Annotated in this window: 22 protein-coding genes; 18 read left to right on the forward strand and 4 right to left on the reverse strand. The window is 68.9% G+C overall.

The features are described 5' to 3' along the window. Window position 1 precedes the first annotated feature (1 nt). The 4 genes from H0B54_RS16740 to ilvC all read left to right on the forward strand — a co-directional run bounded on the left by H0B54_RS16740 (window position 2) and on the right by ilvC (window position 5,026). Entirely contained in the window at window positions 2–1,216 is a 1,215-nt protein-coding gene (locus tag H0B54_RS16740; protein ID WP_343068960.1) for an aminotransferase-like domain-containing protein, read from the forward strand. 306 nt (window positions 1,217–1,522) lie between these two features. Then, entirely contained in the window at window positions 1,523–3,286 is a 1,764-nt protein-coding gene (locus tag H0B54_RS16745) for an acetolactate synthase 3 large subunit (RefSeq protein ID WP_188261269.1), read from the forward strand. 50 nt (window positions 3,287–3,336) lie between these two features. Next, a complete protein-coding gene (gene ilvN / locus H0B54_RS16750) occupies window positions 3,337–3,843 on the forward strand; it encodes an acetolactate synthase small subunit (protein WP_094304391.1) in 507 nt (168 codons plus the stop codon). Window positions 3,844–4,006: 163 nt separating this feature from the next. Continuing rightward, entirely contained in the window at window positions 4,007–5,026 is a 1,020-nt protein-coding gene (ilvC, locus tag H0B54_RS16755; RefSeq protein WP_035672698.1) for a ketol-acid reductoisomerase, read from the forward strand. Between the two features lie 258 nt (window positions 5,027–5,284). Here ilvC and phoU read toward each other — a convergent pair whose 3' ends face one another. Continuing rightward, the gene (phoU, locus tag H0B54_RS16760) at window positions 5,285–5,989 is read right to left on the reverse strand and encodes a phosphate signaling complex protein PhoU (protein ID WP_188261270.1); all 705 of its coding nucleotides are present in this window, start codon (window positions 5,987–5,989) and stop codon (window positions 5,285–5,287) included. A gap of 183 nt (window positions 5,990–6,172) precedes the next feature. Here phoU and H0B54_RS16765 point away from each other — a divergent pair, with 183 nt between their 5' ends. From H0B54_RS16765 to mrdA, 5 genes are all read left to right on the forward strand, one after another. Continuing rightward, window positions 6,173–6,715: a TIGR00645 family protein gene (locus tag H0B54_RS16765; RefSeq protein ID WP_094304390.1), complete on the forward strand. Its 543-nt coding sequence runs from the start codon at window positions 6,173–6,175 to the stop codon at window positions 6,713–6,715. A 465-nt stretch (window positions 6,716–7,180) separates the two neighbouring features. Further along, window positions 7,181–8,221 carry a rod shape-determining protein gene (locus H0B54_RS16770; RefSeq protein ID WP_014240000.1) on the forward strand — a complete coding sequence of 347 codons (1,041 nt, stop codon included), beginning with the start codon at window positions 7,181–7,183 and terminating at the stop codon, window positions 8,219–8,221. A 90-nt stretch (window positions 8,222–8,311) separates the two neighbouring features. Further along, the gene (mreC, locus tag H0B54_RS16775) at window positions 8,312–9,181 is read left to right on the forward strand and encodes a rod shape-determining protein MreC (RefSeq protein ID WP_094304389.1); all 870 of its coding nucleotides are present in this window, start codon (window positions 8,312–8,314) and stop codon (window positions 9,179–9,181) included. Next, window positions 9,178–9,690 (forward strand): rod shape-determining protein MreD, encoded by a 513-nt coding sequence (gene mreD, locus H0B54_RS16780; protein ID WP_035672710.1) that lies wholly within the window; start codon window positions 9,178–9,180, stop codon window positions 9,688–9,690. Before mreC ends, mreD begins: the two co-directional genes overlap by 4 nt. 68 nt (window positions 9,691–9,758) lie before the next feature. After that, window positions 9,759–11,636 carry a penicillin-binding protein 2 gene (mrdA, locus tag H0B54_RS16785; protein ID WP_094304387.1) on the forward strand — a complete coding sequence of 626 codons (1,878 nt, stop codon included), beginning with the start codon at window positions 9,759–9,761 and terminating at the stop codon, window positions 11,634–11,636. Between the two features lie 24 nt (window positions 11,637–11,660). Here mrdA and H0B54_RS16790 read toward each other — a convergent pair whose 3' ends face one another. After that, the gene (locus tag H0B54_RS16790) at window positions 11,661–13,322 is read right to left on the reverse strand and encodes a methyl-accepting chemotaxis protein (RefSeq protein ID WP_188261271.1); all 1,662 of its coding nucleotides are present in this window, start codon (window positions 13,320–13,322) and stop codon (window positions 11,661–11,663) included. Window positions 13,323–13,576: 254 nt separating this feature from the next. Between H0B54_RS16790 and H0B54_RS16795 the strand changes: the two genes are divergently transcribed. After that, window positions 13,577–14,254 carry a DedA family protein gene (locus H0B54_RS16795; protein WP_188261272.1) on the forward strand — a complete coding sequence of 226 codons (678 nt, stop codon included), beginning with the start codon at window positions 13,577–13,579 and terminating at the stop codon, window positions 14,252–14,254. 17 nt (window positions 14,255–14,271) lie between these two features. Here the strand turns inward: H0B54_RS16795 and H0B54_RS16800 are convergent, their stop codons facing one another. After that, window positions 14,272–14,934 carry a LysE family translocator gene (locus H0B54_RS16800; protein WP_343068964.1) on the reverse strand — a complete coding sequence of 221 codons (663 nt, stop codon included), beginning with the start codon at window positions 14,932–14,934 and terminating at the stop codon, window positions 14,272–14,274. 231 nt (window positions 14,935–15,165) lie between these two features. Here H0B54_RS16800 and H0B54_RS16805 point away from each other — a divergent pair, with 231 nt between their 5' ends. The 8 genes from H0B54_RS16805 (at window position 15,166) to deoA (ending at window position 23,670) form a co-directional block, all read left to right on the forward strand. Next, window positions 15,166–16,164, forward strand: a complete 999-nt coding sequence (locus H0B54_RS16805; protein ID WP_211109415.1) for a BMP family lipoprotein — start codon at window positions 15,166–15,168, stop codon at window positions 16,162–16,164. Between the two features lie 216 nt (window positions 16,165–16,380). Further along, a complete protein-coding gene (locus H0B54_RS16810) occupies window positions 16,381–17,916 on the forward strand; it encodes an ABC transporter ATP-binding protein (RefSeq protein WP_188261275.1) in 1,536 nt (511 codons plus the stop codon). A 115-nt stretch (window positions 17,917–18,031) separates the two neighbouring features. After that, window positions 18,032–19,192, forward strand: coding sequence for an ABC transporter permease (locus H0B54_RS16815; RefSeq protein ID WP_188261359.1), 1,161 nt, complete (start codon window positions 18,032–18,034; stop codon window positions 19,190–19,192). Continuing rightward, entirely contained in the window at window positions 19,185–20,159 is a 975-nt protein-coding gene (locus H0B54_RS16820; protein WP_188261276.1) for an ABC transporter permease, read from the forward strand. Before H0B54_RS16815 ends, H0B54_RS16820 begins: the two co-directional genes overlap by 8 nt. Beyond that, window positions 20,159–20,587, forward strand: a complete 429-nt coding sequence (gene cdd / locus H0B54_RS16825) for a cytidine deaminase (protein WP_188261277.1) — start codon at window positions 20,159–20,161, stop codon at window positions 20,585–20,587. The genes H0B54_RS16820 and cdd overlap by 1 nt, the downstream gene beginning before the upstream one ends. Window positions 20,588–20,602: 15 nt before the next feature. Continuing rightward, on the forward strand, window positions 20,603–21,436 hold the full coding sequence (locus H0B54_RS16830; RefSeq protein WP_188261278.1) for a purine-nucleoside phosphorylase: 834 nt from the start codon (window positions 20,603–20,605) through the stop codon (window positions 21,434–21,436). Beyond that, complete coding sequence (deoC, locus tag H0B54_RS16835; protein WP_188261279.1) at window positions 21,433–22,311, forward strand: deoxyribose-phosphate aldolase; 879 nt, start codon at window positions 21,433–21,435, stop codon at window positions 22,309–22,311. Before H0B54_RS16830 ends, deoC begins: the two co-directional genes overlap by 4 nt. Before the next feature lie 36 nt (window positions 22,312–22,347). Further along, the gene (gene deoA / locus H0B54_RS16840; RefSeq protein WP_188261280.1) at window positions 22,348–23,670 is read left to right on the forward strand and encodes a thymidine phosphorylase; all 1,323 of its coding nucleotides are present in this window, start codon (window positions 22,348–22,350) and stop codon (window positions 23,668–23,670) included. Window positions 23,671–23,710: 40 nt separating this feature from the next. On the opposite strand, the gene H0B54_RS16845 is transcribed toward deoA, so the two are convergent. Beyond that, window positions 23,711–25,765, reverse strand: a complete 2,055-nt coding sequence (locus H0B54_RS16845; RefSeq protein WP_188261281.1) for a phytoene desaturase family protein — start codon at window positions 25,763–25,765, stop codon at window positions 23,711–23,713. Window positions 25,766–25,869 lie beyond the last annotated feature (104 nt).

The raw sequence follows: 25,869 nt of genomic DNA on the forward strand, positions 1-25,869 counted from the left end.
AGTGACGGTCGATTGGGGAAACGTGTTTGCCGGTCGCGTCGCCGGTATGGGAGCTTCGGAAATCCGGGAGCTGCTGAAGCTGCTCGAGCGGCCGGAAATCATCTCCTTCGCCGGGGGCATCCCGGACCCCGATTTCTTCCCGACCGCGGCCATCGCCCGCGCCTATGAGAAGATCTTCCAGTCCAACGGTGGGGCCGGCGGCGCGCTTCAGTACACCATCAGCGAGGGCTTCACGCCGCTGCGCGAGTGGATCTGCGCCTACATGGGCCGCCGCGGCATCCAGGCCGGGCTGGACGAGGTGCTGGTGACCAGCGGGTCGCAGCAGGCGCTGGAGTTCGTCGGCAAGCTGCTGATCGGGCCGGGCGAGAAGATCCTGGTCACCCGCCCGACCTATCTCGGCGCGCTCCAGGCCTTCTCGCCCTACGAGCCGCAGTACCTCTCCGTTCCCGGCGACGAAGAGGGGCCTGACCTCGCCGCGGTGGAGGCGGCGCTGGAGCAGAAGCCGAAGTTCTTCTACCTCGTCCCCGATTTCCAGAACCCCAACGGCACGACGATCTCGCTGGCCCGCCGCGAGGCGCTGCTGGACCTCTGCGCCAAGCACGGCGTGCCGATCGTCGAGGACGCCGCCTACACCGAGCTGCGCTACGAGGGCGAGCCGATCCCGTCCATCGTCGCGCTGGACGCCGCCCGCAACGGCGGCAAGATCACCAACGTGCTCTTCTGCGGCTCCTTCTCCAAGACGATGGTGCCGGCCCTGCGCGTGGGCTGGGTCAACGGCCCGGCCGAGGTCATCAACCGGCTGGTTCTGATGAAGCAGGCCGGCGATCTGCACACCAGCACCATCAACCAGATCGTGCTGCACGACGTGGTGTCGCAGAGCTTCGACAGCCACATCCGCCGCCTGCGCGCCGGCTACAAGGAGCGCCGCGACGCCATGCTGACCGCGCTGGCCGAGTTCGCTCCGGCGGGGGTGACCTGGACCAAGCCGGAAGGCGGCATGTTCGTCTGGATCGAGCTGCCGGAGGGCACCGACGGGGTGGACCTGCTGGCCCGCGCCATCAAGGACGCCAACGTCGCGTTCGTTCCCGGCTCGGCCTTCCACGCCGACCGCTCGGGCAAGAACACGCTGCGCCTCAGCTTCTCCAACAACAACCCGGAACGCATCCGCGAAGGCATCCGCCGCCTCTGCGGCCTGCTCCAGACCGTCGCGGCGTAAGCCCCGCCGCTCCTTGCGCAACGGCCTGCCTCCGCACCCGCAGGGGCAGGCCGTTTGCGTTTGGGGCCGGCGTTGCGGGGAGGGCGGTCTTTCCAGCTTGCGAAATATTTGGAAAAACTGCGGCAAAAAATCTTTTCGATCATTCGCAAAATGGGTTGACCGAGGACCGGCGGATTGTCTAGTTTGCCGATCCCGGCCTTCGCCTTTGGGGATAACCCCTTGTTTTCCCAGCAGGCCATCGCCGGGGTTTGAGAAGGAACAGGGCCGCCCGTGAAAAGAGGGGCCCCCATTGGAAGGTCGTGAGCTATGCCCGAACAGAAGCTGACCGGCGCGCAGATCGTCATCAAGGCCCTGAAGGATCAGGGCGTCGACATCATCTTCGGTTATCCGGGCGGCGCGGTACTTCCGATCTACGACGCCATCTTCCAGCAGAACGACATCAAGCACATCCTCGTCCGGCATGAGCAGGCCGCCGTGCACGCCGCGGAAGGCTACGCCCGCTCCACCGGCAAGGTGGGCTGCGTGCTGGTGACCTCCGGCCCCGGCGCCACCAACGCCGTGACGGGCCTGCTCGACGCGCTGTGCGACAGCATTCCGCTGGTCTGCCTGTCCGGGCAGGTGCCGACCCACCTGATCGGCAACGACGCCTTCCAGGAGGCCGACACCACCGGCATCACGCGCCCCTGCACCAAGCACAACTACTTGGTGAAGGACGTCAACCAGCTGGCCCGCACCATGCACGAGGCCTTCTACGTGGCGCGCAGCGGCCGGCCCGGCCCGGTGCTGGTCGACATTCCGAAGGACGTGCAGTTCGCCGACGGCACCTACATCCCGCCGACCGAGGTGAAGCACAAGACCTACCGCCCGCAGGTGAAGCCCGAGATCGCCCGCGTGGAGGAGGCCATCGAGCTGATCGCCACCGCCAAGCGCCCGATCTTCTACACCGGCGGCGGCGTGGTGAACGCCGGCCCGATCGCGGCCAAGCTGCTGACCCAGTTCGTGAAGATGACCGGCTTCCCGATCACCTCGACCCTGATGGGGCTGGGCGCCTTCCCGGCGTCGGACCCGCAGTGGCTGGGCATGCTGGGCATGCACGGCACGTACGAGGCAAACCTCGCCATGTACAACTGCGACGTCATGATCAACATCGGAGCCCGCTTCGACGACCGCGTGACCGGCAAGCTGTCGGAATTCGCGCCGGGCTCCAAGAAGATCCACGTCGACATCGATCCCAGTTCGATCAACAAGAACGTCGCGGTGGACATCCCCATCGTCGGTGACGCCGGCGCCGTTCTGGAGGACATGATCCGCATCTGGAAGGCCCGCCAGAAGCGCGCCGACCAGACCGCCCTGAAGGAGTGGTGGGGTCAGGTCGAGGGCTGGCGCGCCCGCAACTGCCTGAACTACAACCGCACCGAGGCGGTCATCAAGCCGCAGTACGCGCTGGAGCGGCTGCGCGAGGCGCTGCGCGGCAAGAACCATTACGTGACGACCGAGGTCGGCCAGCACCAGATGTGGGCCGCCCAGTTCCTGCCCTTCGACGAGCCGAACCGCTGGATGACCTCCGGCGGCCTGGGCACCATGGGCTACGGCCTGCCGGCGGCCATCGGGGCCCAGATCGCCCACCCGGACGCCATCGTGGTGGACGTGTCGGGCGAGGCGTCCTTCCTGATGAACATGCAGGAGATCGGCACGGCGGTGCAGTACCGCGCGCCCGTCAAGATCTTCATCCTGAACAACAAGTACATGGGCATGGTGCGCCAGTGGCAGGAGCTGCTGCACGGCTCCCGCTACTCCAACAGCTATTCCGAGGCGCTGCCCGACTTCGTGAAGCTGGCGGAAAGCTGGGGCTGCGTCGGCCTGCGCGCGACCACGGTGGCCGAGGTGGACGAGGTCATCGAGAAGATGCTGGCGGTCACCGACCGTCCCTGCATCGTCGACATCGCCGTGGACCCGAAGGAGAATTGCTTCCCGATGATCCCCGGCGGCAAGGCCCACAACGAAATCCTGTTCGGTCCGGAGGACAGCCCGTCCGACGCCACGCCGGAAGACGGCATGGTGCTGGTCTGATCGCGGCGACCAAGACGAACGGTTGAAGGCCCTCTGGCGGAGTACGGATCGTGGAAGAAAAGATCGAGAAGCACACCATCGCCGTGCTGGTGGACAACGAGCCGGGCGTGTTGGCCCGCGTCATCGGCCTGTTCTCGGGCCGCGGCTACAACATCGAAAGCCTGACGGTGGCGGAGGTGAACAACGCCGACCACCTGTCGCGCATCACGCTGGTCACCTCCGGCACCCGCATGGTGGTGGAGCAGATCAAGGCCCAGCTCGACCGCCTCGTGCCGGTGCACAAGGTGCACGACCTGACGGACGAGGGGCCGTCGGTGGAGCGCGAACTGGCGCTGGTCAAGGTCGCCGGCACCGGCGAGCGTCGCATCGAGGCGCTGCGCCTGGCCGACATCTTCAAGGCGAAGGTCGTGGACGCCACCCTGACCTCTTTCGTGTTCGAGCTGACCGGCACGACGGCGGAGGTCGACGATTTCGTCGGGCTGATGTCCCATCTCGGCCTCGTCGAGGCCAGCCGGACCGGCGTCGTCGCCATGTCGAAGGGGGCCACCGGGTTCTGATCCCGGCCTCATGACGGCCAGGGATGATGGGGGGACAACCCAGCCCGCCGTCCTTTATCAGTCTATCGAACAGTGTTCTGCTTGACGCGGCCCTTTCGCCGGTGGAGTAATTCCGCTGCGCAAAACTCGCACCACCAGATCGAAAAATCCAAGGAAGACCACCATGCGCGTCTATTATGATCGTGATGCCGACGTGAACCTGATCAAGGGGAAGAAGGTCGTCATCGTCGGCTACGGCAGCCAGGGCCACGCCCACGCCAACAACCTGCGTGACAGCGGCGTGAAGGACGTGCGCATCGCCCTCCGCCCCGGCTCGGCCACCATCAAGAAGGCTGAGAACGCCGGCTTCACGGTCATGTCCCCGGCCGAGGCCGCCGCCTGGGCCGACGTGGTGATGATCCTCACCCCGGACGAGCTGCAGGCCGACCTGTACCGCGACGACCTCGCCAAGAACCTGAAGGAAGGCGCCGCGCTCGCCTTCGCGCACGGCCTGAACGTGCACTTCAACCTGATCGAGCCGCGCGCCGACCTCGACGTGTTCATGATCGCGCCGAAGGGCCCCGGCCACACCGTCCGCGGCGAATACCAGCGCGGCGGCGGCGTGCCCTGCCTCGTGGCCGTTCACCAGAACGCCTCGGGCAACGCGCTGGACATCGCCCTGTCCTACGCCTCGGCCATCGGCGGCGGCCGCGCCGGCATCATCGAGACGACCTTCAAGGAAGAGTGCGAGACCGACCTGTTCGGCGAGCAGGCCGTGCTCTGCGGCGGCCTGACCGAGCTGATCAAGGCCGGCTACGAGACGCTGACCGAGGCCGGCTACGCCCCGGAGATGGCCTATTTCGAGTGCCTGCACGAGGTGAAGCTGATCGTCGACCTCATGTATGAGGGCGGCATGGCCAACATGCGCTACTCGATCTCCAACACCGCCGAGTACGGCGACTACAAGACCGGCCCGCGCATCATCACCCCGGAGACCAAGGCCGAGATGAAGCGCGTCCTGGAGGACATCCAGACCGGCCGCTTCGTCCGCGACTGGATGCTGGAGTGCAAGGCCGGCCAGCCGTCCTTCAAGGCGACCCGCCGCCGCAACGCCGAGCATTCGATCGAGCAGGTCGGCGAGAAGCTGCGCGCCATGATGCCCTGGATCGCCGAGCGCCGTCTGGTGGACAAGTCCAAGAACTGATCGGTTCCTGGATCGAGAAACGGGAAAGCGCGCCGCGAGGCGCGCTTTTTCGTTTTTGGGAGTTCTGCACGGTCTTGCCCCCACCCCGGTCCTCTCCCGCTCTCGGCGGACCTTCGGTCCGCCTGCCGCGTCAGCGCAAACCTTTGGTTTGCGCGAGAGCTGCGCAGGGGAGGGAGACGATGCGAAGCGGCGGCAGTTCCCTCCCCTGCGAAGCGGGGGAGGGTTAGGGTGGGGGCAAGTGCAACCGCCTGGGAAGCCTCACACATCCCCCCGCGACCGGTCCGCCTTCGGCCGCTCGTCGAGCAGTGGCCGGCCGGTGTGCACGAAATGCACCACCTCCGCGATGTTGGTCGCGTGGTCGCCGATGCGCTCCAGGCTCTTGGCGATGAACAGCAGGTGCATGTGGGCGGTGAACATCTCCGGCAAGCGGGCCGCCGACTGGTTGATGCTCTCGCACAGGCTGGTGTAGAGCGCATCCACCTCGTCGTCGGTGCGCCAGACGCGCAGCGCCAGCTCGACGTCGCCGTCCACATAGGCGTCCACCGCGGTGGTCAGGCGCTGGCGCACGAGGCGGCCCAGGTTGGGCAGGGTGCTCATCGCCGGGGATTCGGGGAACTCCGCCACGGCGACGGCGCGGCGGGCGGTGTTGGCGGCGTGGTCGCCCACGCGCTCCAGATTGCCGGCGATCTTCAGGGCGGCGATCACCTCGCGCAGGTCGTCGGCCACCGGCTGGCGCAGCACCAGCATGCGCATGCAGTTCGCCTCGATCTCGTGCTCGTAGCTGTCGAGGCGCGCGTCGGACTCGACGATGGCGCGGGCCTGCTCGGGGTTGCGCTGGGTCAGGCAGGTCAGCGCGCCGTCGAGCTGGGTTTCCGCCGCCCCGGCCATCTGCACGATGCTGGCCTTCAGCCGCTTCATGGCGTCTTCGAACGCGGTGACGATGTGCGGGGCGGGGTTCTTCATGGGGGCGGGCCTTATCGGTGCGGCGGACGGCCGGGACGTTACCGTTTCGTGGCGCCGCGAACCAGCTTTCTTCCAACAATCCCGCGTGGCGGACGCGGCATGGGAACGGTTGATTTCGCATCTGCGAAATGGCAAGAGTCCGGCGCTGTTACCCCTTATGACCAATCACGGACGCCGACCGTCATGATCGAACGCCGTTTCGAACAGATCATCTTCGCCAGCCGCTGGCTGCTCGCCCCCTTCTATCTGGGGCTCGTCGTGTCGCTGGTGCTTCTGCTGGCGAAGTTCACGCAGGAGATTTTCCACATCGTTCCGCATGTGCTGGAGATGCAGGAAAAGGACGTGCTGCTGGCCGTGCTGACGCTGATCGACCTGTCGCTGGCCGGCAACCTGCTGTTGATGGTGATCTTTTCGGGATACGAGAACTTCGTGTCCAAGATCGACGTTGCCGACCACAAGGACCGCCCGGACTGGATGGGCAAGGTCGATTTCGGCGGACTGAAGCTGAAGCTGATCGCCTCCATCGTGGCGATCTCCGGTATCCATCTGCTGAAGGGCTTCATGAACATCGACAACACCGGCAAGGAGAACCTGATGTGGATGGTCATCGTCCACATGACCTTCGTGGTGTCGGGCGTCCTGCTCGCCCTGATGGACCGGCTGGAAGGCGATCATCACGGGGCCAAGATGAAGGCCGCGGAAGCGGCGAAATCCGCCCATCATTGACGCCGGCATCGAGGCCAGGGGGCGGGGCGCCGGAGCGGTTTCAGACCGGACACAAAGCCGTTGCGGCGGGTCGGGAATCGGCATAAAGGATACCCCCGCCGCGAACGGAGCGGTTGGCCGGACGCCGGAGGTTTCCGCCTCCTGTTGACGGAAAATTAACCCTGACGCGGCAGTGTGGCGGGCACCGGAGGACGGCGTTCCGCCAGGACTTCGGGAACTGGACATTCCGCCGGGACCGGCCTTGCCTCAAGGACCGCCTCCCATCGACCAGAGCGCCGGACCGGCGCCGGCGTCCGCCCCACGGGCGCCGGAAACAGGGTTCGGCAAGGCGTGCCGGTTGCACTCTCCGCTTGAGCGCGAAGGGGCATTCGTCTATGGAACCGTTGGCGGGCGTGGCCCTCCGCACCGGAGCGGGCACATCGCCGGCAAGGCCGTCTCAACCGCATTGAAGAGTTAGTCGGGTCCATGCTTTCCAAACTCCTCGGCGTGCTTTCCGCCGACATGGCGATCGATTTGGGGACGGCCAACACCCTGGTCTACGTCAAGGGCCGCGGCATCGTTCTGAACGAACCCTCGGTCGTGGCCATCGCCAACGTCCGCGGCAAGAAGCAGGTGCTGGCCGTCGGCGACGAGGCGAAGATGATGCTGGGCCGCACGCCGGGCAACATCCAGGCCATCCGCCCCCTCCGCGACGGCGTCATCGCCGACTTCGAAGTCGCCGAGGAGATGATCAAGCACTTCATCCGCAAGGTGCACAACCGGCGCAGCTTCGCCAGCCCGCAGGTCATCATCTGCGTGCCGTCGGGCTCCACCGCCGTCGAGCGCCGCGCGATCCAGGAATCGGCGGAGGCCGCCGGCGCCCGCCGCGTCTTCCTGATCGAGGAGCCGATGGCCGCCGCGATCGGTGCCGGGCTCCCGGTGACGGAGCCGACCGGCTCCATGGTCGTGGACATCGGCGGCGGCACCACCGAGGTGGCCGTGCTGTCGCTGGGCGGCATCGTCTATTCCCGTTCCGTCCGCGTGGGCGGCGACAAGATGGACGAGGCCATCATCGGCTACATCCGCCGCACCCACAATCTGCTGGTCGGCGAAGGCTCGGCGGAGCGGATCAAGAAGGAAATCGGGTCGGCCTGCCCGCCGGAAGACGGCGAGGGCCGCATCCTGGAGATCAAGGGCCGCGACCTGATGAACGGCGTGCCCAAGGAACTCATCATCTCCGAGCGGCAGATCGCCGAGTCCCTGGCGGAGCCGGTGTCGGCCATCGTCGAGGCGGTGAAGGTCGCGCTGGAGCACACGGCGCCGGAACTGGCCGCGGACATCGTGGACAAGGGCATCGTGCTGACCGGCGGCGGCGCCCTGCTGGGCAATCTGGACTTCGTCCTGCGCCACGCCACGGGCCTGCCGGTGTCGATCGCCGACGACCCGCTGTCCTGCGTCGCGCTGGGCACCGGGCGGGCGCTGGAGGAGATGAAGACGCTGCGAAACGTCTTGGTCAGCGCCTACTGATTGGTGTATTGCTCGGTTGGGTTCCCCCGGTGGTTCGTCCATTCGTCGGCCTAGCCGGGGGCGGATCGCGTACCTGGACGGGATGATCCTGTGAAGCCTCGCAATTCCGGTTCCGTCGTGCGCCTTGCCGCCCCGTTGCGGGCGCTCGCCCAGCGCTTCTCCTTCCTGTTGCTGGTTCTCGCCTCCGTCGCGCTGATGATGGTGGGCCGGATCGACGCGCTGTCGGTGGACAGCGCGCGCGCCCGGGTGACCGACGCCTTCGCCCCGATCCTCGACGCGATCTCGCGCCCTGCCGCCACCGCCGCCCATGTCGTGGAGTCGGTTGTCGAGGTGCAGAACGCCTTCGAGGAGAACCAGCGGCTGAAGGCGGAGAACGCGCGGCTGCTGCAGTGGAAGCAGGCGGCGCTGCGGCTGGAGGCTGAGAACATCAGCCTCCGTTCGCTGCTGAAGGCGACGCCCGAGCCGTCCTCCTCCTTCATCACGGCGCGGGTCATCGCCGCTCCGGGCAGTTCCTTCCTCCGGACGCTGGTGGTCACCGCCGGTCGCCGCGACGGGGTGCGCAAGGGGCAGGCGGCCATCGCCGGCAGCGGACTGGTCGGCCGGGTGATCGAGGTCGGGGAGTGGTCAGCCCGCGTCCTCCTGCTGACCGACATCAACACGCGCATCCCCGTGGTTCTGGAGCGCTCGCGCCAGCGGGCTGTGATGGCGGGCGACAACTCCGACCAGACCCGGCTCCTCTACCTGCCGCCGGAAGCGCCGGTTCAGGTGGGCGAGCGGGTGGTAACCTCCGGTCACGGCGGGCAATTCCCGCCGGGCCTGCCGGTGGGCGTGGTGTCCTCGGCCGGTGAACGTGGCGTCCGGGTGCAGCCGAACGTCGATCTGTCGCGGGTCGAGCACCTGCAGCTGGTCGAATTCAGCTTGCCGGGAAGCGAGTCGGAACCGTCATCCGAGTCGAAATGACGCTGACCTTGTGGCAGCGGCTGGACAAGACCGGGCGGAATCTCGCACCCTTCGCGGTGACGGTCATGCTGGCGCTGGCCGGGATGATCCCGGTGCCGCTGCCCGGCTATGCGTCGGTGGCGCCTTTCCTGACCGCCATCGCCGTCTATTATTGGGCGATCCATAGACCCGACCTGATGGGGCCGGGCACCGCCTTCCTGATCGGTCTGCTGCAGGACCTGCTGACCGGCGGACCGCTGGGGGTGAACGCGCTGGTGCTGGTGCTGGTCCATTGGGCGGTGTCCAGCCAGCGGCGCGTGCTGGCGTCGAGCACCTTCGCCCTGATGTGGTTCGGCTTCGGGCTGGTCATGATGGGCGTGGCCTGCATCCAGTGGCTGGCTTTTTCGGCGCTTCAGGCAACGGTGCTGCCGTTCCGGCCGGCCCTGTTCCAGGCGCTGCTGACCATGGCCTTCTTTCCGGCCATCGCCTGGATGCTGATCCGCGTGCACCGCGCGTTTCTTCAGGGTTGATGGACTGGGGTGAGGGCAGGGATAGCCGGCAGGGATGATCTGGCAGGGGATGTGAGCCTTTGACTGCGATGGACCGCGACACCGACCGCTACCGCCTGCTGACCCGCCGCGCCGCCGTGCTGGGCGGGCTGAAGCTCGCCGGTCTGTCCGCTCTGGTCGGGCGGCTCTATTACCTGCAGGTGGTGGAGTCCGCGCGCTTCACCATGCTGGCGGAGGAGAACCGCATCAGCCTGCGGCTGGTCGCCCCGTCGCGCGGCACCATCGTCGACCGGTTCGGCGCGCCGTTGGCCGTGAACCAGCAGAATTACCGCGTCGTCGTGGTGTCGGAGCGCACGCGCAACATCCAGGACACGCTCGACAAGATCTCCAAGATCGTTCCGCTGACCGACGGCGACCGCCGCCGCGTGATGCGCGAGCTGCACCGCAAGCGCCGCTTCGTGCCGGTCACCGTGCGCGAGAACCTGACCTGGGAACAGGTCGCCACCATCGAGATGAACACGCCGGACCTGCCCGGCGTCGCCATCGAGGTCGGCGAGATCCGCCATTACCCGGAGGCTGAGGCGACCGCCCACATCCTGGGCTATGTCGGCGCCGTGTCGGAAGCGGAGCTGAACGGTGATCCCGTGCTGTCGCTGCCGGGCTTCCGCATCGGCAAGGCCGGGATGGAGAAGTACCACGAGAAGGCGCTGCGCGGCACGGCCGGCACCAGCCAGCTCGAAGTCAACGCGGTCGGGCGCGTCATCCGCGAGCTGTCGCGCGACGAGGGTCAGCCGGGCCGCGAGGTCCAGTTGACCATCGACATCGGCCTGCAGAAATTCGTGCAGCAGCGGCTGGCGCAGGAGGTCAGCGCATCGGCCGTGGTGATGGACGTCCACACCGGCGGTATCTACGCCCTGTGCTCCCACCCCAGCTACGACCCCAACCAGTTCACCATGGGCATCAGCGCCGAGCTGTGGGAGGAATTGTTGTCCAACCAGGCGACCCCGCTGAACAACAAGGCGGTGGCCGGGCAGTACCCGCCGGGCTCCACCTTCAAGCCGGTGGTGGCCTTGGCGGCGCTGGAGTCCGGCCTGATCAGCCGCAACCACTCGGTGTTCTGCCCGGGCCACATGGACCTTGGCGACCACCGCTTCCACTGCTGGAAGAAGGGCGGGCACGGCACGGTGGACGTGGTCGGCGCGCTGCGCCATTCCTGCGACGTGTGGTTCTACGACGTGTCGCGGCGCATCGGCATCGACCGCATCGCCGAAATGGCCAACCGCTTCGACATGGGCCAGTTGACCGGGCTGGACCTGCCGCACGAGCGGCCGGGCCTGATTCCCTCCATCGACTGGAAGAAGGGCGCCCTGGGCAAACCCTGGGCGCAGGGCGAGACGCTGATCGCGGCGATCGGGCAGGGTTATGTGCTGTCCACGCCGATGCAGCTCGTCGCCATGACCGCTCGGCTGGCCAACGGCGGCTTCGCGGTGAAGCCCCACCTGACCAAGCAGATCAAGGCGCTGTCGGGCGAGCAGACGAGCTGGCCGCCGATCGGGGTGAAGAAGGAGAATCTCGACCTCGTCCTGCGCGGCCTCTACGAGGTGACCAACGCGCCGAACGGCACCGCCTACAAGTCGCGCATCACCGAACCCGGCTATGAGATGGCCGGCAAGACGGGCTCCGCCCAGGTCCGCCGCATCACCATGGCGGAGCGCAGCACCGGCGTGAAGAAGAACGAGGACCTGCCCTGGCGGGAGCGCGACCACGCGCTGTTCATCTCCTACGCGCCGGTCAGTTCCCCGCGCTACGCCTGCGCGGTGTTCGTGGAGCATGGTGGCGGCGGGTCCACCGCGGCGGCGCCGATCGCGCGCGACATCCTGCTGGAATGCCAGAAACGCGATCCGGGCCGCGCCGCCGTGGCGGAAAGCGCCCCGCCGCCGCCACCGCCGGGCGGCACCCGGGGCTGAGGGCCTTGGGAAACGCGCGGCGGGTTACGCCGCGCGCACGTCGGCCAGGAACTGATCCACCTCGCGCTTCAGGCTGGACGCGCGCTCGGCCAACTGGTCGGCCGCCTCCTTCACGCTGTGGGTGGCAGCGCTGGTTTCCGACTCCGCCTGCTGGATGCCGGCGACGTTGCTGGACACCTCCGCGGTGCCGTTGGCGGCCTGCTGGGCGTTGCGGCTGATCTCGCCGGTCGCCGCGCTCTGCTGCTCGACGGAGGCGGCCATTTCCGCGGTGGAGCGGTCGATGTCCTCGACCTGGGTGATGATGGCGCGCATCGCCTCCACCGTCCGGCCGGAGGCGTTCTTCACCGCGGCGATCTGGTTGCCGATCTGCTCAGTCATCGCGTGGGTCTGGTTGGCGAGGTTCTTGACCTCGCTCGCCACCACGGCGAAGCCCTTGCCGGCTTCCCCGGCGCGGGCCGCCTCGATGGTCGCGTTGAGCGCCAGCAAATTGGTCTGGGCGGCGACGGCGTTGATGGAGGCGACGATCTGGTCGACCTGCTCGATGGCGGCGGACAGGGAGTCGAGCTGGGTCTGGGCCAGATTGGCCCCCTCCGCCGCGGCCTTGGAGCGGGCGGCAGCGCGGGTCACGCGCTCGGCCAGTTCATGGATGGAGGCGGACATCTCCTCCGACGCCGAGGCGACGGTCTGCACGTTGGCGCTGGCCTCCTCCGACGCGCCGGCCACGGCGTTGCACTGGGCGCCGACCTCCTCGACCGCGGAGGCGAGCTGCGCCGCGGTGGCCTGAAGCTCCGTCGCGGCGCCGCCGACGTCGTTCACGATGACGCCCACCTGCGATTCGAAGCGACCGGCCAGCGCGAGCATAGCCGCGCGCTTTTCCGCCTGGGACCGCGCCTCGGCCTCCTTGGCCTCGCGCTCCATCGCGCGGCTTTGGAGCAGGTTGCGCTTGAACACATCCGCGGTGGCGGCGATCGCGCCGACCTCGTCCTTGCGGTCGGTGCCGTACACCTCGGTGTCCAGCTTGCCGTCGGCCAGCCCACGCAGGCAGGCGACGATGGCGGTCACCGGGCGGACGATGCCGAACTGCGACATGAGCCAGCCCAGCAGCAGGCCGGCGAGAATGCCGACCGCGGCGGCGGCGATGAGTTGGACGGACCGCCGCTCCGCCAGTTGGGAGGCGTCGTCGGACAGCCGTGACGCCTTGTCGTCGGTGTAGGCGGTGTATTTGACGCTCAGCTCCTGGAGCTTCCGCGCGGCGACGGCGCTGTTCTTGACCGATGAGAGAATGTCCTGATGGAATCCGACGGCGCCCTTCGCGTTGATCTGACGGGCGATGGCCAGGGTCTGTTCCAAGTGAGTCTTGTAGAGCGACAGCGCCGCTTCGAAGTCTGCCAGCAAGCGCTTCTGTTCGAGGTCGGCGGTCTCCTTGACTCTGGTGAGGTTCGTGGACAGCGATTCGCTGCTCGTCGCGATGGAGGGCAGGACCTCCGGCAGGTCGGCAGGGTTGGCGGCAAGGCGGTATTCGTCGCGGAGCAGTTCGACCACCAAGCGATTCAGCCGTGCGCCGAGCCTCATGTCATCGCCGGAAGCCTTGATCTCGTCGGTGGCGCGGCTCAGCGCGTCCAATCCGGAGACCGACGCGGCCGTGATGCCGGCGCAGATGGCTCCCAGCATGACGATGATGGACAAGATTTTCGTGGATATCTTGAGGTTGCTTAGAAGCATGGCGGTTCTCTCTTTTTTGACATAGCGGATTGGATGTGCCATGTCAGGTATCGAACGGAGACCATCGACTGCATACAGGAGTGTGTAAGTCTCTTACCTATTTTATATCCAAACATTTCTCATCTGAATGTGACATGCGGTTTCACGCCGCGACATCGTTCAGGAACCGACGGCCCGCCGGCTTGTTTTTCGAAGGATTAAAATCTGGGTGGGCAGAAATGGCTGGCGGACTGACCAATTGGCTGGTCGATGTGATGCACACGATGAACTACGTGGGCATCTTCCTGCTGCTGGTCCTGGCGCGGGTCATCCCGCCGGTTCCCGCGGAATCGGTCATTCCATTGGCCGGCATCGCGGCGGCGCAGGGCGAGTACAATCTGCTCGGCGTCGCCCTGGCCGGAGGGTTGGGCTCGCTGGCCGGGCAGCTGGTGTGGTTCCTGCCCAGTCGGCTGATGGGCCGCGACCGGCTGGAGGCCTTTTTAAAACGCTACGGGCACTGGCTGACGATCCACCCCAAGAAGGTCCGACGAAGCACGGAGTGGTTCGGAAAGCACGGCGGCATCGCCGTCTTCCTGACCCAGCCGGTGCCGGGGGTGCGGACGCTGATCTCGATCCCGGCGGGGGCCTGCCGGATGTCGATCCCGCTCTACTGTCTGTATTCCGGGGCCGGGTCGATCCTGTGGACGCTGCTGCTCGCCTGGACCGGCTACATGCTGTCCCGCTGGCCCTTCGCGCACAGCATGGTCGGCTATTTCACCGTGGGGCTGCTGGTGGTCTTGGTCGGTCTGTACCTGTACCGGCTGGTCAGCCATTTCCACGGCATCCGCCGCGCCCAGAAATCGTCCCGCGGGACGGGCGACGATCCGCCGGTGGCGGGGGCCCCGCTCAATCCTTAGGGCTCAGCCCGTAAGGCTCACCCCATGGCCCAGCCGACCATGCCGGTGACGGCCATGCCGAGCGCCCAGAGGCCGAAGGCCGCCAGCGCCACCCCCGTGCAATGGTTCAACCGGGTCAGCCCGCGGTCGGAAATGCGGTGGCGCACGGCGGCGACCCCCATGGACAAGGTGAGCCACCACAGCGAGGCGCCGATGAAGACGCCGGCCACCAGCGTGGTGGCGTCGACCCGCCCCAGATTGCCGCCCAGCCCGAACCCGGCGAAGATGGCGATGAAGGCCATGATGGTCGCCGGGTTGGTCAGGGTCAGCGACAGGCCGGTCATGAAACCGCCGAGGAAGGACGGGGTGTCGGGCGCGCTGGCGGCCTCGCGCTCCTCCTCCTCCGGCTTCTGGCGGAAGGTGCGGATGGCGACGACGATCAGGAAGATGCCGCCGACGAGCTGGAAGGCGATCTCATGCCCCTGAAGGAAGTCCAGGGCGGCGGACACACCGAAGGCGGCGATGGCGCCGTAGATGGTGTCGGCCACGGCGGCGCCGAAGCCGGTGAAGAAGCCCATCAGCGGCCCGTGCTGGAGCGTGCGCCGGATGCAGAGCAGGCCGATCGGACCGACGGGGGCGGCGATGGCGATTCCAAGGACGATGCCTTGCAGCAGCACCACCAGACCATGCACGCCGATCACCTCGTCCAATCTGCGATTCCCCTCCTCCGGGCCCCTCCTCCGGGCAATGGCGGGCGTGATAGCGGGCCACCGCCCTTCCGTCAACCGGCGTCGCGGGGTGAGGTCGCGTCCGGGCTGTGACCTGCGGCGGCGATCCCCCGCCATGTGCCCCCTGTCGCGGGAGGGGAGGAGCGGCTATCCTGAACGCCACGACCCGGCAAGCGGGCGAACCGGAACGGGGAAAGCGGAACGATGACGATGACGCGCATTCTGACCATCCTGGCCCTGTCGCTGACGGCGGCGACCGTTCCCGCCGCGGGTTCCGCCCTGGCGGCGGACGAGTTCATGCCGGCGGTGGTGTTCGACCAGGGCGGCAAGTTCGACAAGTCCTTCAACGAGGCGGCCTACAACGGGGCGGAGCGCTTCAAGAAGGAGACCGGGATCGTCTACCGCGAGTTCGAGGTCACCAGCGAGAGCCAGCGCGAGCAGGCGCTGCGCAACATGGCGCGGCGCGGCGCCACCGTCATCACGGCGGTCGGCTTCTCCCAGTCCGCCGCTGTGGACAAGGTGTCGCGGGAGTACCCCAACACGAAATTCTGCCTGATCGACGACAAGCTGGACCTGCCCAACGTCCAGTCGGTGACCTTCAAGGAGCATGAGGGGTCGTTCCTCGTCGGCATGCTGGCGGCGCTGGCCTCGCAGAGCGGGAAGGTCGGCTTCATCGGGGGCATGGACATCCCGCTGATCCGCAACTTCCAGACCGGCTACGAGCAGGGCGTGAAACATGTGAAGGCGGACGGCGAGGTCTTCACCAACATGACCGGCACCACCCCCGCCGCCTGGAACGACCCCACCCGCGGTGCGGAGCTGGCCAAGAGCCAGTTCGGGCGCGGCGCCGACGTGGTCTTCGCGGCGGCCGGGGCAACCGGGCTGGGCGTGCTCCAGGCCGCCGCGGACGCCGGCAAGCTGGGCGTCGGGGTGGACAGCAACCAGAACTGGATCCACCCGGGCAAGATCCTGACATCCATGGTCAAGCGCGTGGACGTGACCGTCTACGACTGCATGAAGTCGGCCAAGGACGGAAGCTGGACGGCCGGCCACCGCGTCGTCGGGCTGAAGGAGGAGGGCGTCGGCTACGCGCTCGACGAGAACAACCGCAAGCTTGTCACGGCGGAGATGGAGAAGGCCGTCGAGGACGCCAAGCACAAGATCATCGCGGGCGAGCTGGCGGTGAAGCCGTATCAGCCGTGAGGGGTTGATCAGCGAACGGTTGCCCCCTCCCTAACCTTCCCCCGCTCTCGGCGGACCGAAGGTCCGCCTGCCGCGTCAGCGCAAACCTCCGGTTTGCGCGAGAGCTTCGCAGGGGAGGGAACTAAGCTCCCTCTCCTGCGAAGCGGGGGAGGGAAGGGGCCCGCGGCGAAGCCGTGGGAAGGGTGGGGGCAAGAACCTCTCCATAAAAGACATTCCATGCCCCAACTCCCCCCCGCCTTGGAAACCCGCGGCGTCAACAAGTGGTTCGGCGCCAACCACGCCAACCGCGACGTGTCGCTGGCCGTGCCGAAGGGCACCATCCACGGCGTGATCGGCGAGAACGGCGCCGGCAAGTCGACGATCATGAGCATCGTCTACGGCTATCTGCCCGCCGATGGCGGCACGATCCTGGTGGACGGCCGCCCGGTGGCGGTGCGCAGCCCGCGCGACGCCCTGGCCGCCGGGATCGGCATGGTCCACCAACATTTCATGCTCGTCGATCCCTTCACCGTGCTGGAGAACGTGCTGCTGGGGGCGGAGGGCGGCGTCACCCTGGCCGCCGGGATGGCGCGGGCGCGCACGGAGCTGATCCGGCTCGCCCGCGACTACGGGCTGGAGGTGGACCTCGACCGCCCGGTCGGCGAGCTGCCGGTGGGGGCGCAGCAGCGGGTGGAGATCCTCAAGGCGCTCTACCGCGGCGCCGACATCCTGATTCTCGACGAACCCACGGGTGTCCTCACCCCGCAGGAGACCGACCACCTCTTCCGCATCCTCCGCGCGCTGCGCGAGCAGGGGAAGACGGTGGTCATCATCACCCACAAGCTGCGCGAGATCATGGAGCTGACCGACAACGTGACGGTCATGCGCCGCGGGCAGGTGGTGGCGAACGTCGCCACAGCCCACACCAGCCGCGAGGAACTGGCCGAGCTGATGGTCGGGCGCAAGGTGCTGCTGCGCGTGGAGAAGGCGCCGGCCCGCCCCGGTGCGCCGGTGCTGGAGGTCGCCGGCCTGCGCGTGCGGGACGGCGCCGGCGTGGAGCGGGTCAAGGGCGTCGGGCTGACCGTGCGCGCCGGGGAGATCGTCGGCATCGCCGGCGTGTCGGGCAACGGCCAGTCCGAGCTGCTGGAGGCGTTGGCGGGGATGCGCCCGCTGGCCGGCGGCTCCGTCCGCCTGCGCGGGGAGGAACTGGCGAACCAGCCTGACCGTTTCACCGCGCGGGGGTTGCGCGCGCTCGGGGTCGGCCATGTGCCGGAGGATCGGCAGCGCGTTGGCCTCGTCACGAGCTTCGAGGCGCAGGAGTGCGCGATCCTCGGTCATCAGGGCGATCCGGCCTTCAATGGGCGGCTCCTGATGGACCGCCGTGCTTTGTTCGACCGCTGCGCCGCGGAGATGGACGCCTACGACGTGCGGCCGCGCGACCCGCGCCTGCCCGCCGCCAACTTTTCCGGCGGCAACCAGCAGAAGATCGTGCTGGCCCGCGAGATGGAGCGGAACCCCGACCTGCTGCTGGTCGGCCAGCCCACCCGCGGCGTGGACATCGGCGCCATCGAGTTCATCCACCGCCGTCTGGTGGCCCTGCGCGACCAGGGAAAGGCGATTCTGCTGGTGTCGGTGGAGCTGGACGAAATTCGCGCCCTGTCCGACCGCATCCTCGTCATGTTCGATGGCCGTCTGGTCGGCGAGGTCGCCCCGGCCGAGGCGGACGAGCGGCGCCTCGGCCTGATGATGGCCGGGGTGGCGGAGGCAGCGTAAGGTTGACCCCGAACGCTCCCGCTTGCGCTGGCCCCGTGCGCGGGGCACTTTCCAGTGGGCAGGGACGTTCAAGCCGTCCGGCGTGTGAACGGGCGTGACCACGGATGGAGCCGGGATGGCGCAGGACGCGGCGCAGGGGGTGACGGGCCGGAGCTTCGGCCGGCCGGGCGAGGTGCCCGGCTGGGTCGGCTACGCGCTTCTGCCGCTGCTGAACCTGCTCGCCGCCCTCGCCCTGTCCGGGCTGGTCATCCTGGTGATCGGCGAGAATCCGCTGGACGTGCTGGCGCTGCTGGTGACCGAGGCGGTCGGCTATCCGGAGGCCATCGGCTACACCCTCTACTACACGACCAGCTACATCTTCACCGGACTGGCGGTCGCCATCGCCTTCCATTGCGGGCTGTTCAACATCGGCGGGGAAGGGCAGGCCTATCTCGGCGGTTTGGGGGCCGGGCTGGTCGGGCTGGCGCTGACCGGCTGGCCCTGGCCGGTGGCGGCGCTGGGGGCGGTGGCCCTGTCGGCTCTGTTCGGGGCGGTGTGGGCGGCGATCCCCGGCTGGCTCCAGGCCAAGCGCGGCAGCCACATCGTCATCACGACGATCATGTTCAACTTCATCGCCGCCGCGGTCATGACCTATCTGCTGGTCGACGTGCTGATCCGCCCCGGATCGCAGTCGCCGGAAACGCGGGAGTTCGATCCCGGCGTCTGGCTGCCCACCATGGACCGGGTCCTCGGCTGGGCCGGCATCGCCGTCCCGGCCTCGCCGCTGAACCTGTCCTTCCTGTGGGCGCTGGCCTGCTGCGCGCTGTTTTACCTGTTCCTGTGGCGGACCCGCTGGGGCTACGAGATTCGCACGGTCGGGCGGAACGAGCGGGCGGCGGTCTATGCCGGCATCTCCCCGGCGCGGAACATCATCCTGGCCATGGCGATCTCCGGGGCGCTTGCCGGCTTCGTCGGGGTGAACGAGATCATGGGGGTGCAGCACCGCATCCTGCTGAACTTCACCGGCGGGGTGGGCTTCGTCGGCATCGCCGTGGCGCTGATGGGGCGCAACCACCCGGTGGGGATCGTCCTGGCGGCGCTGCTGTTCGGCGTGCTGGCGCAGGGGGGCGGGCAGGTGTCCTTCGAATACCCCACCGTGAACCGGGAGCTGGTGATGGTCATCCAGGGCCTCGTCATCCTGTTCGCCGGGGCGCTGGAGAACCTGTTCAAGCCGCGGGTCGAGGCGCTGTTCCGCCGCCGCGGCGGGGGCCATGATGGGGGAACAGCGCATGGATGACGCCCTGCTCGTCGTCCTGCTGCTGGCCGACGCCACCATCCGCGTGGCGACCCCGCTGGTGCTGGCCGCCTTCGCGGCGCTCTACAGCGAGCGGGCGGGGGTGGTGGACATCGGGCTGGAGGGCAAGATGCTGGCCGGCGCCTTCTTCGCCGCCGCCGTCGCCTCCTCCACCGGCAGTCCCTGGTTGGGCTTGGGCGCCGCCGTCGCGGCCTCGGTGGCGCTGGCGCTGGTCCATGGCTTCGCCTGCATCACCCACAAGGGCAATCAGGTGGTGTCGGGCATGGCGATCAACATCCTGGTCGCCGGGTTGGCGCCGACCCTGGCCTACGCCTGGTTCCGCCAGGGCGGCCAGACCCCGCTGCTGCCGGGGGAGGCGCGGCTGCCGCAGATCCATCTGCCGGGGGTGGAGGCGCTGTCCGGCGTCCCGGTCCTCGGCCCCGTCTACCGGGAGCTGATCGACGACGCCAGCGTCCTGATCTGGCTGACGGTCCTTCTGGTGGTGGCGACCCATTGGGTGTTCACCCGCTCGCGCTTCGGGCTGCGGCTGCGCGCGGTGGGGGAGAACCCCTCGGCGGTTGACACGGCGGGGCTGTCGGTCACGCGGCTGCGCTATCAGGCGGTGATCATCACCGGGGTGCTGACCGGAATCGCCGGCGCCTACCTGTCCACCGCGCACGGCGCCGGCTTCGTGCGCGACATGACGGCGGGCAAGGGCTATCTGGCGCTGGCCGCGCTGATCTTCGGGAAATGGCGGCCCTGGCCGACGCTGTTCGCCTGCCTGCTCTTCGCCTTCACCGACGCGGTGCAGGTCCGCCTGCAAGGCGTGCCGCTGCCGGTGGTGGGGGTGATCCCGGTGCAGTTCATCCAGATGCTGCCCTATGTGCTGACCGTGCTTCTGCTCGCCGGCTTCGTCGGCCGGGCGGTGGCGCCCAAGGCCAGCGGCGTCCCCTATGTGAAGGAGCGGTGATGAGCGACCCGCAAGAGGCCCCGATTGTCGACTCTTTGATCGCCGCCGCCCGCGACGCGATGGCGCAGGCCTACGCGCCCTATTCTCATTTTTCGGTCGGTGCGGCCATTTTGGGCGAGTCCGGGCGCATCCACGCCGGGGCGAATGTGGAGAACGCCGCCTACCCGCAGGGCCAGTGCGCCGAGGCCTCGGCCATCGGGGCGATGATCCTTGCCGGGGACCGGACCATCCGGGCGATCTCGGTCATGGGCGGCAAGCCCGGCGACGGGCGGCTCTGCACGCCCTGCGGCGGGTGCCGCCAGCGCCTGCGCGAGTTCGCCAAACCCGACACGCCGATTCATGTCTGTGGACCGGAAGGGCTTCGCCAAACGTTTCGGTTGGACGAGTTGCTGCCCCACTCCTTCGGCCCCGACAATCTCGACTTCTGAGGGGAACTGACCGTCATGACCGCCGCACGCGCCGCCGCGGAAATCCTGCACCGGGTCCCCGGCTTCCGCCCGCGGGTGGGAATCGTGCTCGGCTCCGGCCTGGGCGGGGTCGCCGACCGGATCGAGGGGGCGACCGTCATGCCCTACGGCGACCTGCCCGGCTTCCCGCTGCCCAGCGTGGAAGGACACATGGACCGGCTGGTGCTCGGCCATCTCGGTGGCCAGCCCGTCGCCTGCATGCAGGGCCGCGTCCACGCCTACGAGGGCAACGGCTTCGACGCGCTGAAGACGGCGATCCGCGCGCTGAAGCTGGCCGGCTGCGACACGCTGGTGCTGACCTGCGCCGCCGGCTCGCTTCGGGTGGAGGTGGGGCCGGGGCGGCTGATGGCGATTTCCGACCACATCAACATGCTGGGCGCCAACCCACTGACCGGTCCCAACGAGGACAGCTTCGGCCCGCGCTTCCCCAGCATGACCGACGCCTGGGACCCGGCCCTGCGCGCGCTGATGCGGCGCCGGGCGTTGGAGTTGAACATCGATCTGGTCGAGGGCGTGTACGCCGCCTATCCCGGCCCCTCCTTCGAGACGCCGGCCGAGGTCCGGATGTTGAAGGTCCTGGGGGCGGACGCGGTCGGCATGTCCACGGTGCCCGAATGCATCGTCGCGCGGCATTGCGGCCTCCGGGTCGCGGGCTGCGCGGTCATCACCAACCTGGGGGTGGGACTCGGCGACGGGCCGGTGGACCATGACCAGACCCTGCGCGCCGCCTCGGCCGCCGCCTCCGACCTGGAGCGGCTGCTGACCGGCTTTCTCGACGGGCTGAACATAGACGAAGGACGCCGGTCATGAAACTTCCCGCCGATCTGCAACGGGCGCTCGACACCGTGGCCGCCGTCAAGGCCGACGCCAAGGGAGCCGGCCGGGCCATCGGCCTGCTCGACCTGACCAGCCTGAACGACGACGACACCGACCAGACGGTGGAAGCGCTGTGCAAGCGCGCCGTCAGCCCCGCCGGAAAGGTCGCCGCGGTGTGCGTCTGGCCGCGCTTCGTCAAGACCGCGCGCAAGGCGCTGAAGGGCAGCGGCGTGAAGATCGCCACCGTCGTCAACTTCCCCTCGGGGGAGGCCGACGCGGCGACGGTGGCGGCGGAGACCAAGGCGGCCATCAAGGACGGCGCGAACGAGATCGACGTGGTGCTTCCCTACCGCGCCTTCATCGACGGCGCCCGCACCCAGCCGATGAACGTCATCCGCGCCTGCCGCGAGGCCTGCGGGACCGACGTGACGATGAAGGTGATCCTGGAATCCGGCTGCTTCCCCGACCCGGAGCTGCTGGCCTGGGCCGCCCGCGACTCCATCGCCGCCGGGGCCGACTTCCTGAAGACCTCCACCGGCAAGGTGCAGCCCGCCGCGACGCTGGAGGCGGCGGCGCTGCTGCTGCACGTCATCCACGAATCGGGCAAGCCGGTGGGCTTCAAGGCGGCGGGCGGCATCCGCAACGCCGATGGGGCGGCGGCCTTCCTGGCGCTCGCCACCGCGATCCAGGGCAAGGGATGGGCCAAGCCGGAGACCTTCCGCTTCGGCGCGTCGGCGCTGCTGGACTCGCTGCTTGCCACAGCCGGCCATGGCGGCGGCGGCAAGAGCGACGGCAAGGACGGCAAAGACGGCAAGGGTGACGGCAAGGGCGGTGGGGCGGTTGCCCAGCCGGCCACCGCCGGCTATTGATCCGCGCGACGGTTTGACCACGGAACGGACGCACGGATGCTTCCCCAGGAACTGATTCGCAAGAAGCGCGACGGCGCACGCCTGGACGCGGCGGAGATTGGCGCCTTCGTGCGCGGCATCACCGACGGCTCCGTCAGCGAAGGGCAGGCGGCGGCCTTCGCCATGGCCGTCTTCTTCCGCGGCATGACGCTGGAGGAGCGGGTGGCCCTGACGCTGGCCATGCGGGACTCCGGGACGGTGATGCGCTGGGACCATCTGGACCTGCCGGGACCGGTGGTCGACAAGCATTCGACCGGCGGCGTCGGCGACAAGGTCAGCCTGATCCTTGCCCCGGCGCTGGCTGCCTGCGGCGGCTTCGTGCCGATGGTGTCGGGCCGTGGGCTGGGCCACACCGGTGGAACGCTCGACAAGTTCGAGAGCATCCCCGGCTACCGCGCCAAGCCCGACCGGGCGACGCTGGAGCGGGTGGTGAAGGAGGTCGGCTGCGCGGTGATCGGGGCCACCGACGACATCGCACCCGCCGACCGCCGCCTCTACGCCATCCGCGACGTGACGGCGACGGTGGAGACCATCGACCTGCTGACCTCCTCGATCCTGTCGAAAAAGCTGGCGGCGGGGCTGGACGCGCTGGTGATGGACGTGAAGTTCGGCTCCGGCGCCTTCCTGCCCGACATCGCCAAGGCGCGGGAACTGGCCGACAGCCTCGTCACCGTGGCCGAGGGCGCGGGGCTGCCCACCGTCGCCCTGCTGACCGACATGAACGAGGTGCTGGGCCTGACCGCCGGCAACGCGCTGGAGATGCGGGAGTGCATCGATATCCTGCGCGGCGGCGCAGCCGACTCCCGGCTCTACGAGGTCACCGCCGCCCAAGCCGCCGAACTGCTGGTGCTGGCCGGGCTGGCTCCCGACGCCGCTGAAGGCCGCGCCCGCTTCGACCAGGCGATGGCGAGCGGGCAGGCGGCCGAGCGCTTCGCCCGCATGGTCCACGCGCTGGGCGGCCCGGCGGACCTGCTGGACGCTCCGGACCGGTATCTGGACGCTGCCCCCGTCGTCCAGCCGGTCTTCGCCGAGCGGGCGGGCGTGGTGGCGGCCATCGACGTGCGGGCGGTCGGCATCGCCGTGGTGGCCCTGGGCGGCGGGCGGACCAAGACGACTGATCCCGTCGATTTCGCCGTCGGGCTGGCCGAGGTTGCCGGGTTGGGCGCTTCGGTGGGACCGTCCGGGCGCCCGCTCGCCATCGTCCATGCCCGCAGCGCGGCGCAGGCGGAGAACGCGGCAGCGCTGCTCCGCCGCGCCTTCACCGTGGCCGACACCGCCCCGCCGGCCGGGCCGCTGATCGCCGACCGCATCCGGCTGTAAAGGGCCGGCTGTAAAGGGCCGGCTGTAAGAGGTCGGGGCGTCACGCGGCGTGGCGCCCGTCCTCGGCCTGCCACGCCCGCACCGGCCCCACCAGAGCCTCCGCGGCGAGGCGGCCCGAGATGACGCAGGCCTCCACCCCCGGACCGGGGAAGACCCCGCCGCCGGCCAGCAACAGGCCGGGCACCGGCGACTTGGCGGGAAGCGCCGGATCGGTGCCGTAGATCGCTCCCTCCGTCGTGTGGGCGTAGCGGGCGAAGGTGGCGGGGCTGGCCTCCTGCCGGTGCAGGATATGGCGCTCCAGATCCGGGATCACGGCCGCGGCTGCGGCGATCATCGCATCGCCCTCCCGCGTCTTCCGCGCGCGGTAGTCGATGGCGGAGCGGTCCCAGGCGCCGCCCGCCGGGTCCAGCCGCATCAGCGTCAGCGCCGCGCAGCCCGGCGGCGCCAGACCGGCGTCATGGGCGGAGGGCAGCGCCAGCGCCATCCCGGCATCCGTCAGAAAAGTCATAGCCGGCAGGTCCGGGCGGATGTCCAGCGCCAGCGTGACCAGGAAGGCGGAGGTCGTGGGGCGCAACGCCCGGCATCGCTCCACGCAACCGGCGGGCAGATGCTCCTCCCCCACCAGTTCCAGCAGGGTCCGCCGGGCGTCGGCGTTGGATATCACCGCGGCGGCGACGACGCGCTCCCCGCCCATGGTTTCGACCCCGGCGGCCCGGCCGTCCTCGACCAGAATGCGGCGGACGGGGGTGCGCAGCCGGACCTCGCCGCCCTTGGCGCGGATCGCCTCGACCAGCGCGTCGGCCAGCCGCTGCGATCCGCCCTCCGGGTAGGCGCCGCCATCGAAGAAGTAGCCGAAGATCGGGGCCATCTGGGTGGCACCCAGCCGCTCCGGCCGGTCGGACAAATAGCCGGTCAGGCTGGACAGCAGGGCGCGGGCTCCGGCGTCGGGCACGTAATGCTCCAGCATCTCCAGAAAGCCGCGCTCCTGCCAGCCGAAGGCCTGCGGGCACTCCAGCGGATAGGCGCGCATCGCCGCGACGCTGCGCGGGATGTGGGGAAGGCCGGTCTCGGCGCAGCCGCGGTAGAGGTCACGGTAAACCCCGCGCATCTCCTCCAGAAAGGCGGCGGCCCCGGCGGCGCTGCCGGGATGCTCCCGCGCGATCAGGGCGGCCAGCCCCGCGGCGTCGCCGGGCAATGGCTGAAGGGCGCCATCCCGGACGATGGCGCGGTTCACCGGGTGCCAGCGCAGGCGGTCCGCCACTCCGACCGTGCGCAGCAGATGCCCGACCGGCCCGTCCGGACGGGTGCCGCTGACGTCATGCACGCCGGCGTCGAAGATGAAGCGGCCCATCGTCCCGTCGCGCATCCGCAGCTTGCGGTCCCAGGAGGAGCAGTAGCCGCCCGGACGGTCGTGCGCCTCCAGGACGGTGACGCGAACCCCGGCCTCCGCCAGCAGGGCCGCCGCGGTCAGCCCGCCGATGCCGGCGCCCACGATGACGACACCGTCCGTTTGTTCAAGGACGGCGGACGCGGGCCAAGGGTAAGGCTCCCGCTCGGCCAGCCGGCGGGCGACGGTCCGGTTGACCAGCCAATCCGGCAATCGGCGGTTCCCCAGCAGGCCGACCAGCGTGGCGAGGGCGGAGGTGACAGCGCCGACCTCCGTTGCGACGGCGAAGCCGGCGGCGCCGGCCAGGAAGACCACTCCCCACAGCGCGGTGACCGCCTTGTTGACGGCGACGAACTGCGGCAGGTGCCACAGGCCGGGCGGTGTCGTCTCACGGGCGTAGGGCAGGGTGAAGGGACGGCCCAGCGCGAGCGAGGCGAAGGCCATGCCGGCCAGGACTAGATGGACGGTCACCCCCATCCGCTCCAGCGGTCCGATGAGGAGCAGCAGGGCGAAGAAGGCGGCGGCGATCAGTTCCGGCGCCTTCGGCGATCCTGCACGCCAATCATGGGCGCAGAGCGTCAGGCTGAGCAGCAGCGCCGCCAGCACGGCCGCCGCATGGCCCGCCGGCTGGAGGACGCCGAAGGCGATCCAGGGCGAGACGCCGACGAGGATACGGATCGGTTGGGGTATCGGCTTTGACAGGAGCATGGCGGACCCTTGCGGTGGTGACGCCCGCCAGACTGTCCACCGCGTCGGCCAGGGCCAGCGCCGATCCGCGAAAGGCCGGCTTCGCTTCGCCAAACGCCCGAACG

The sequence above is a fragment of the Azospirillum tabaci genome (genome assembly GCF_014596085.1).
Taxonomy (GTDB): domain Bacteria; phylum Pseudomonadota; class Alphaproteobacteria; order Azospirillales; family Azospirillaceae; genus Azospirillum; species Azospirillum tabaci.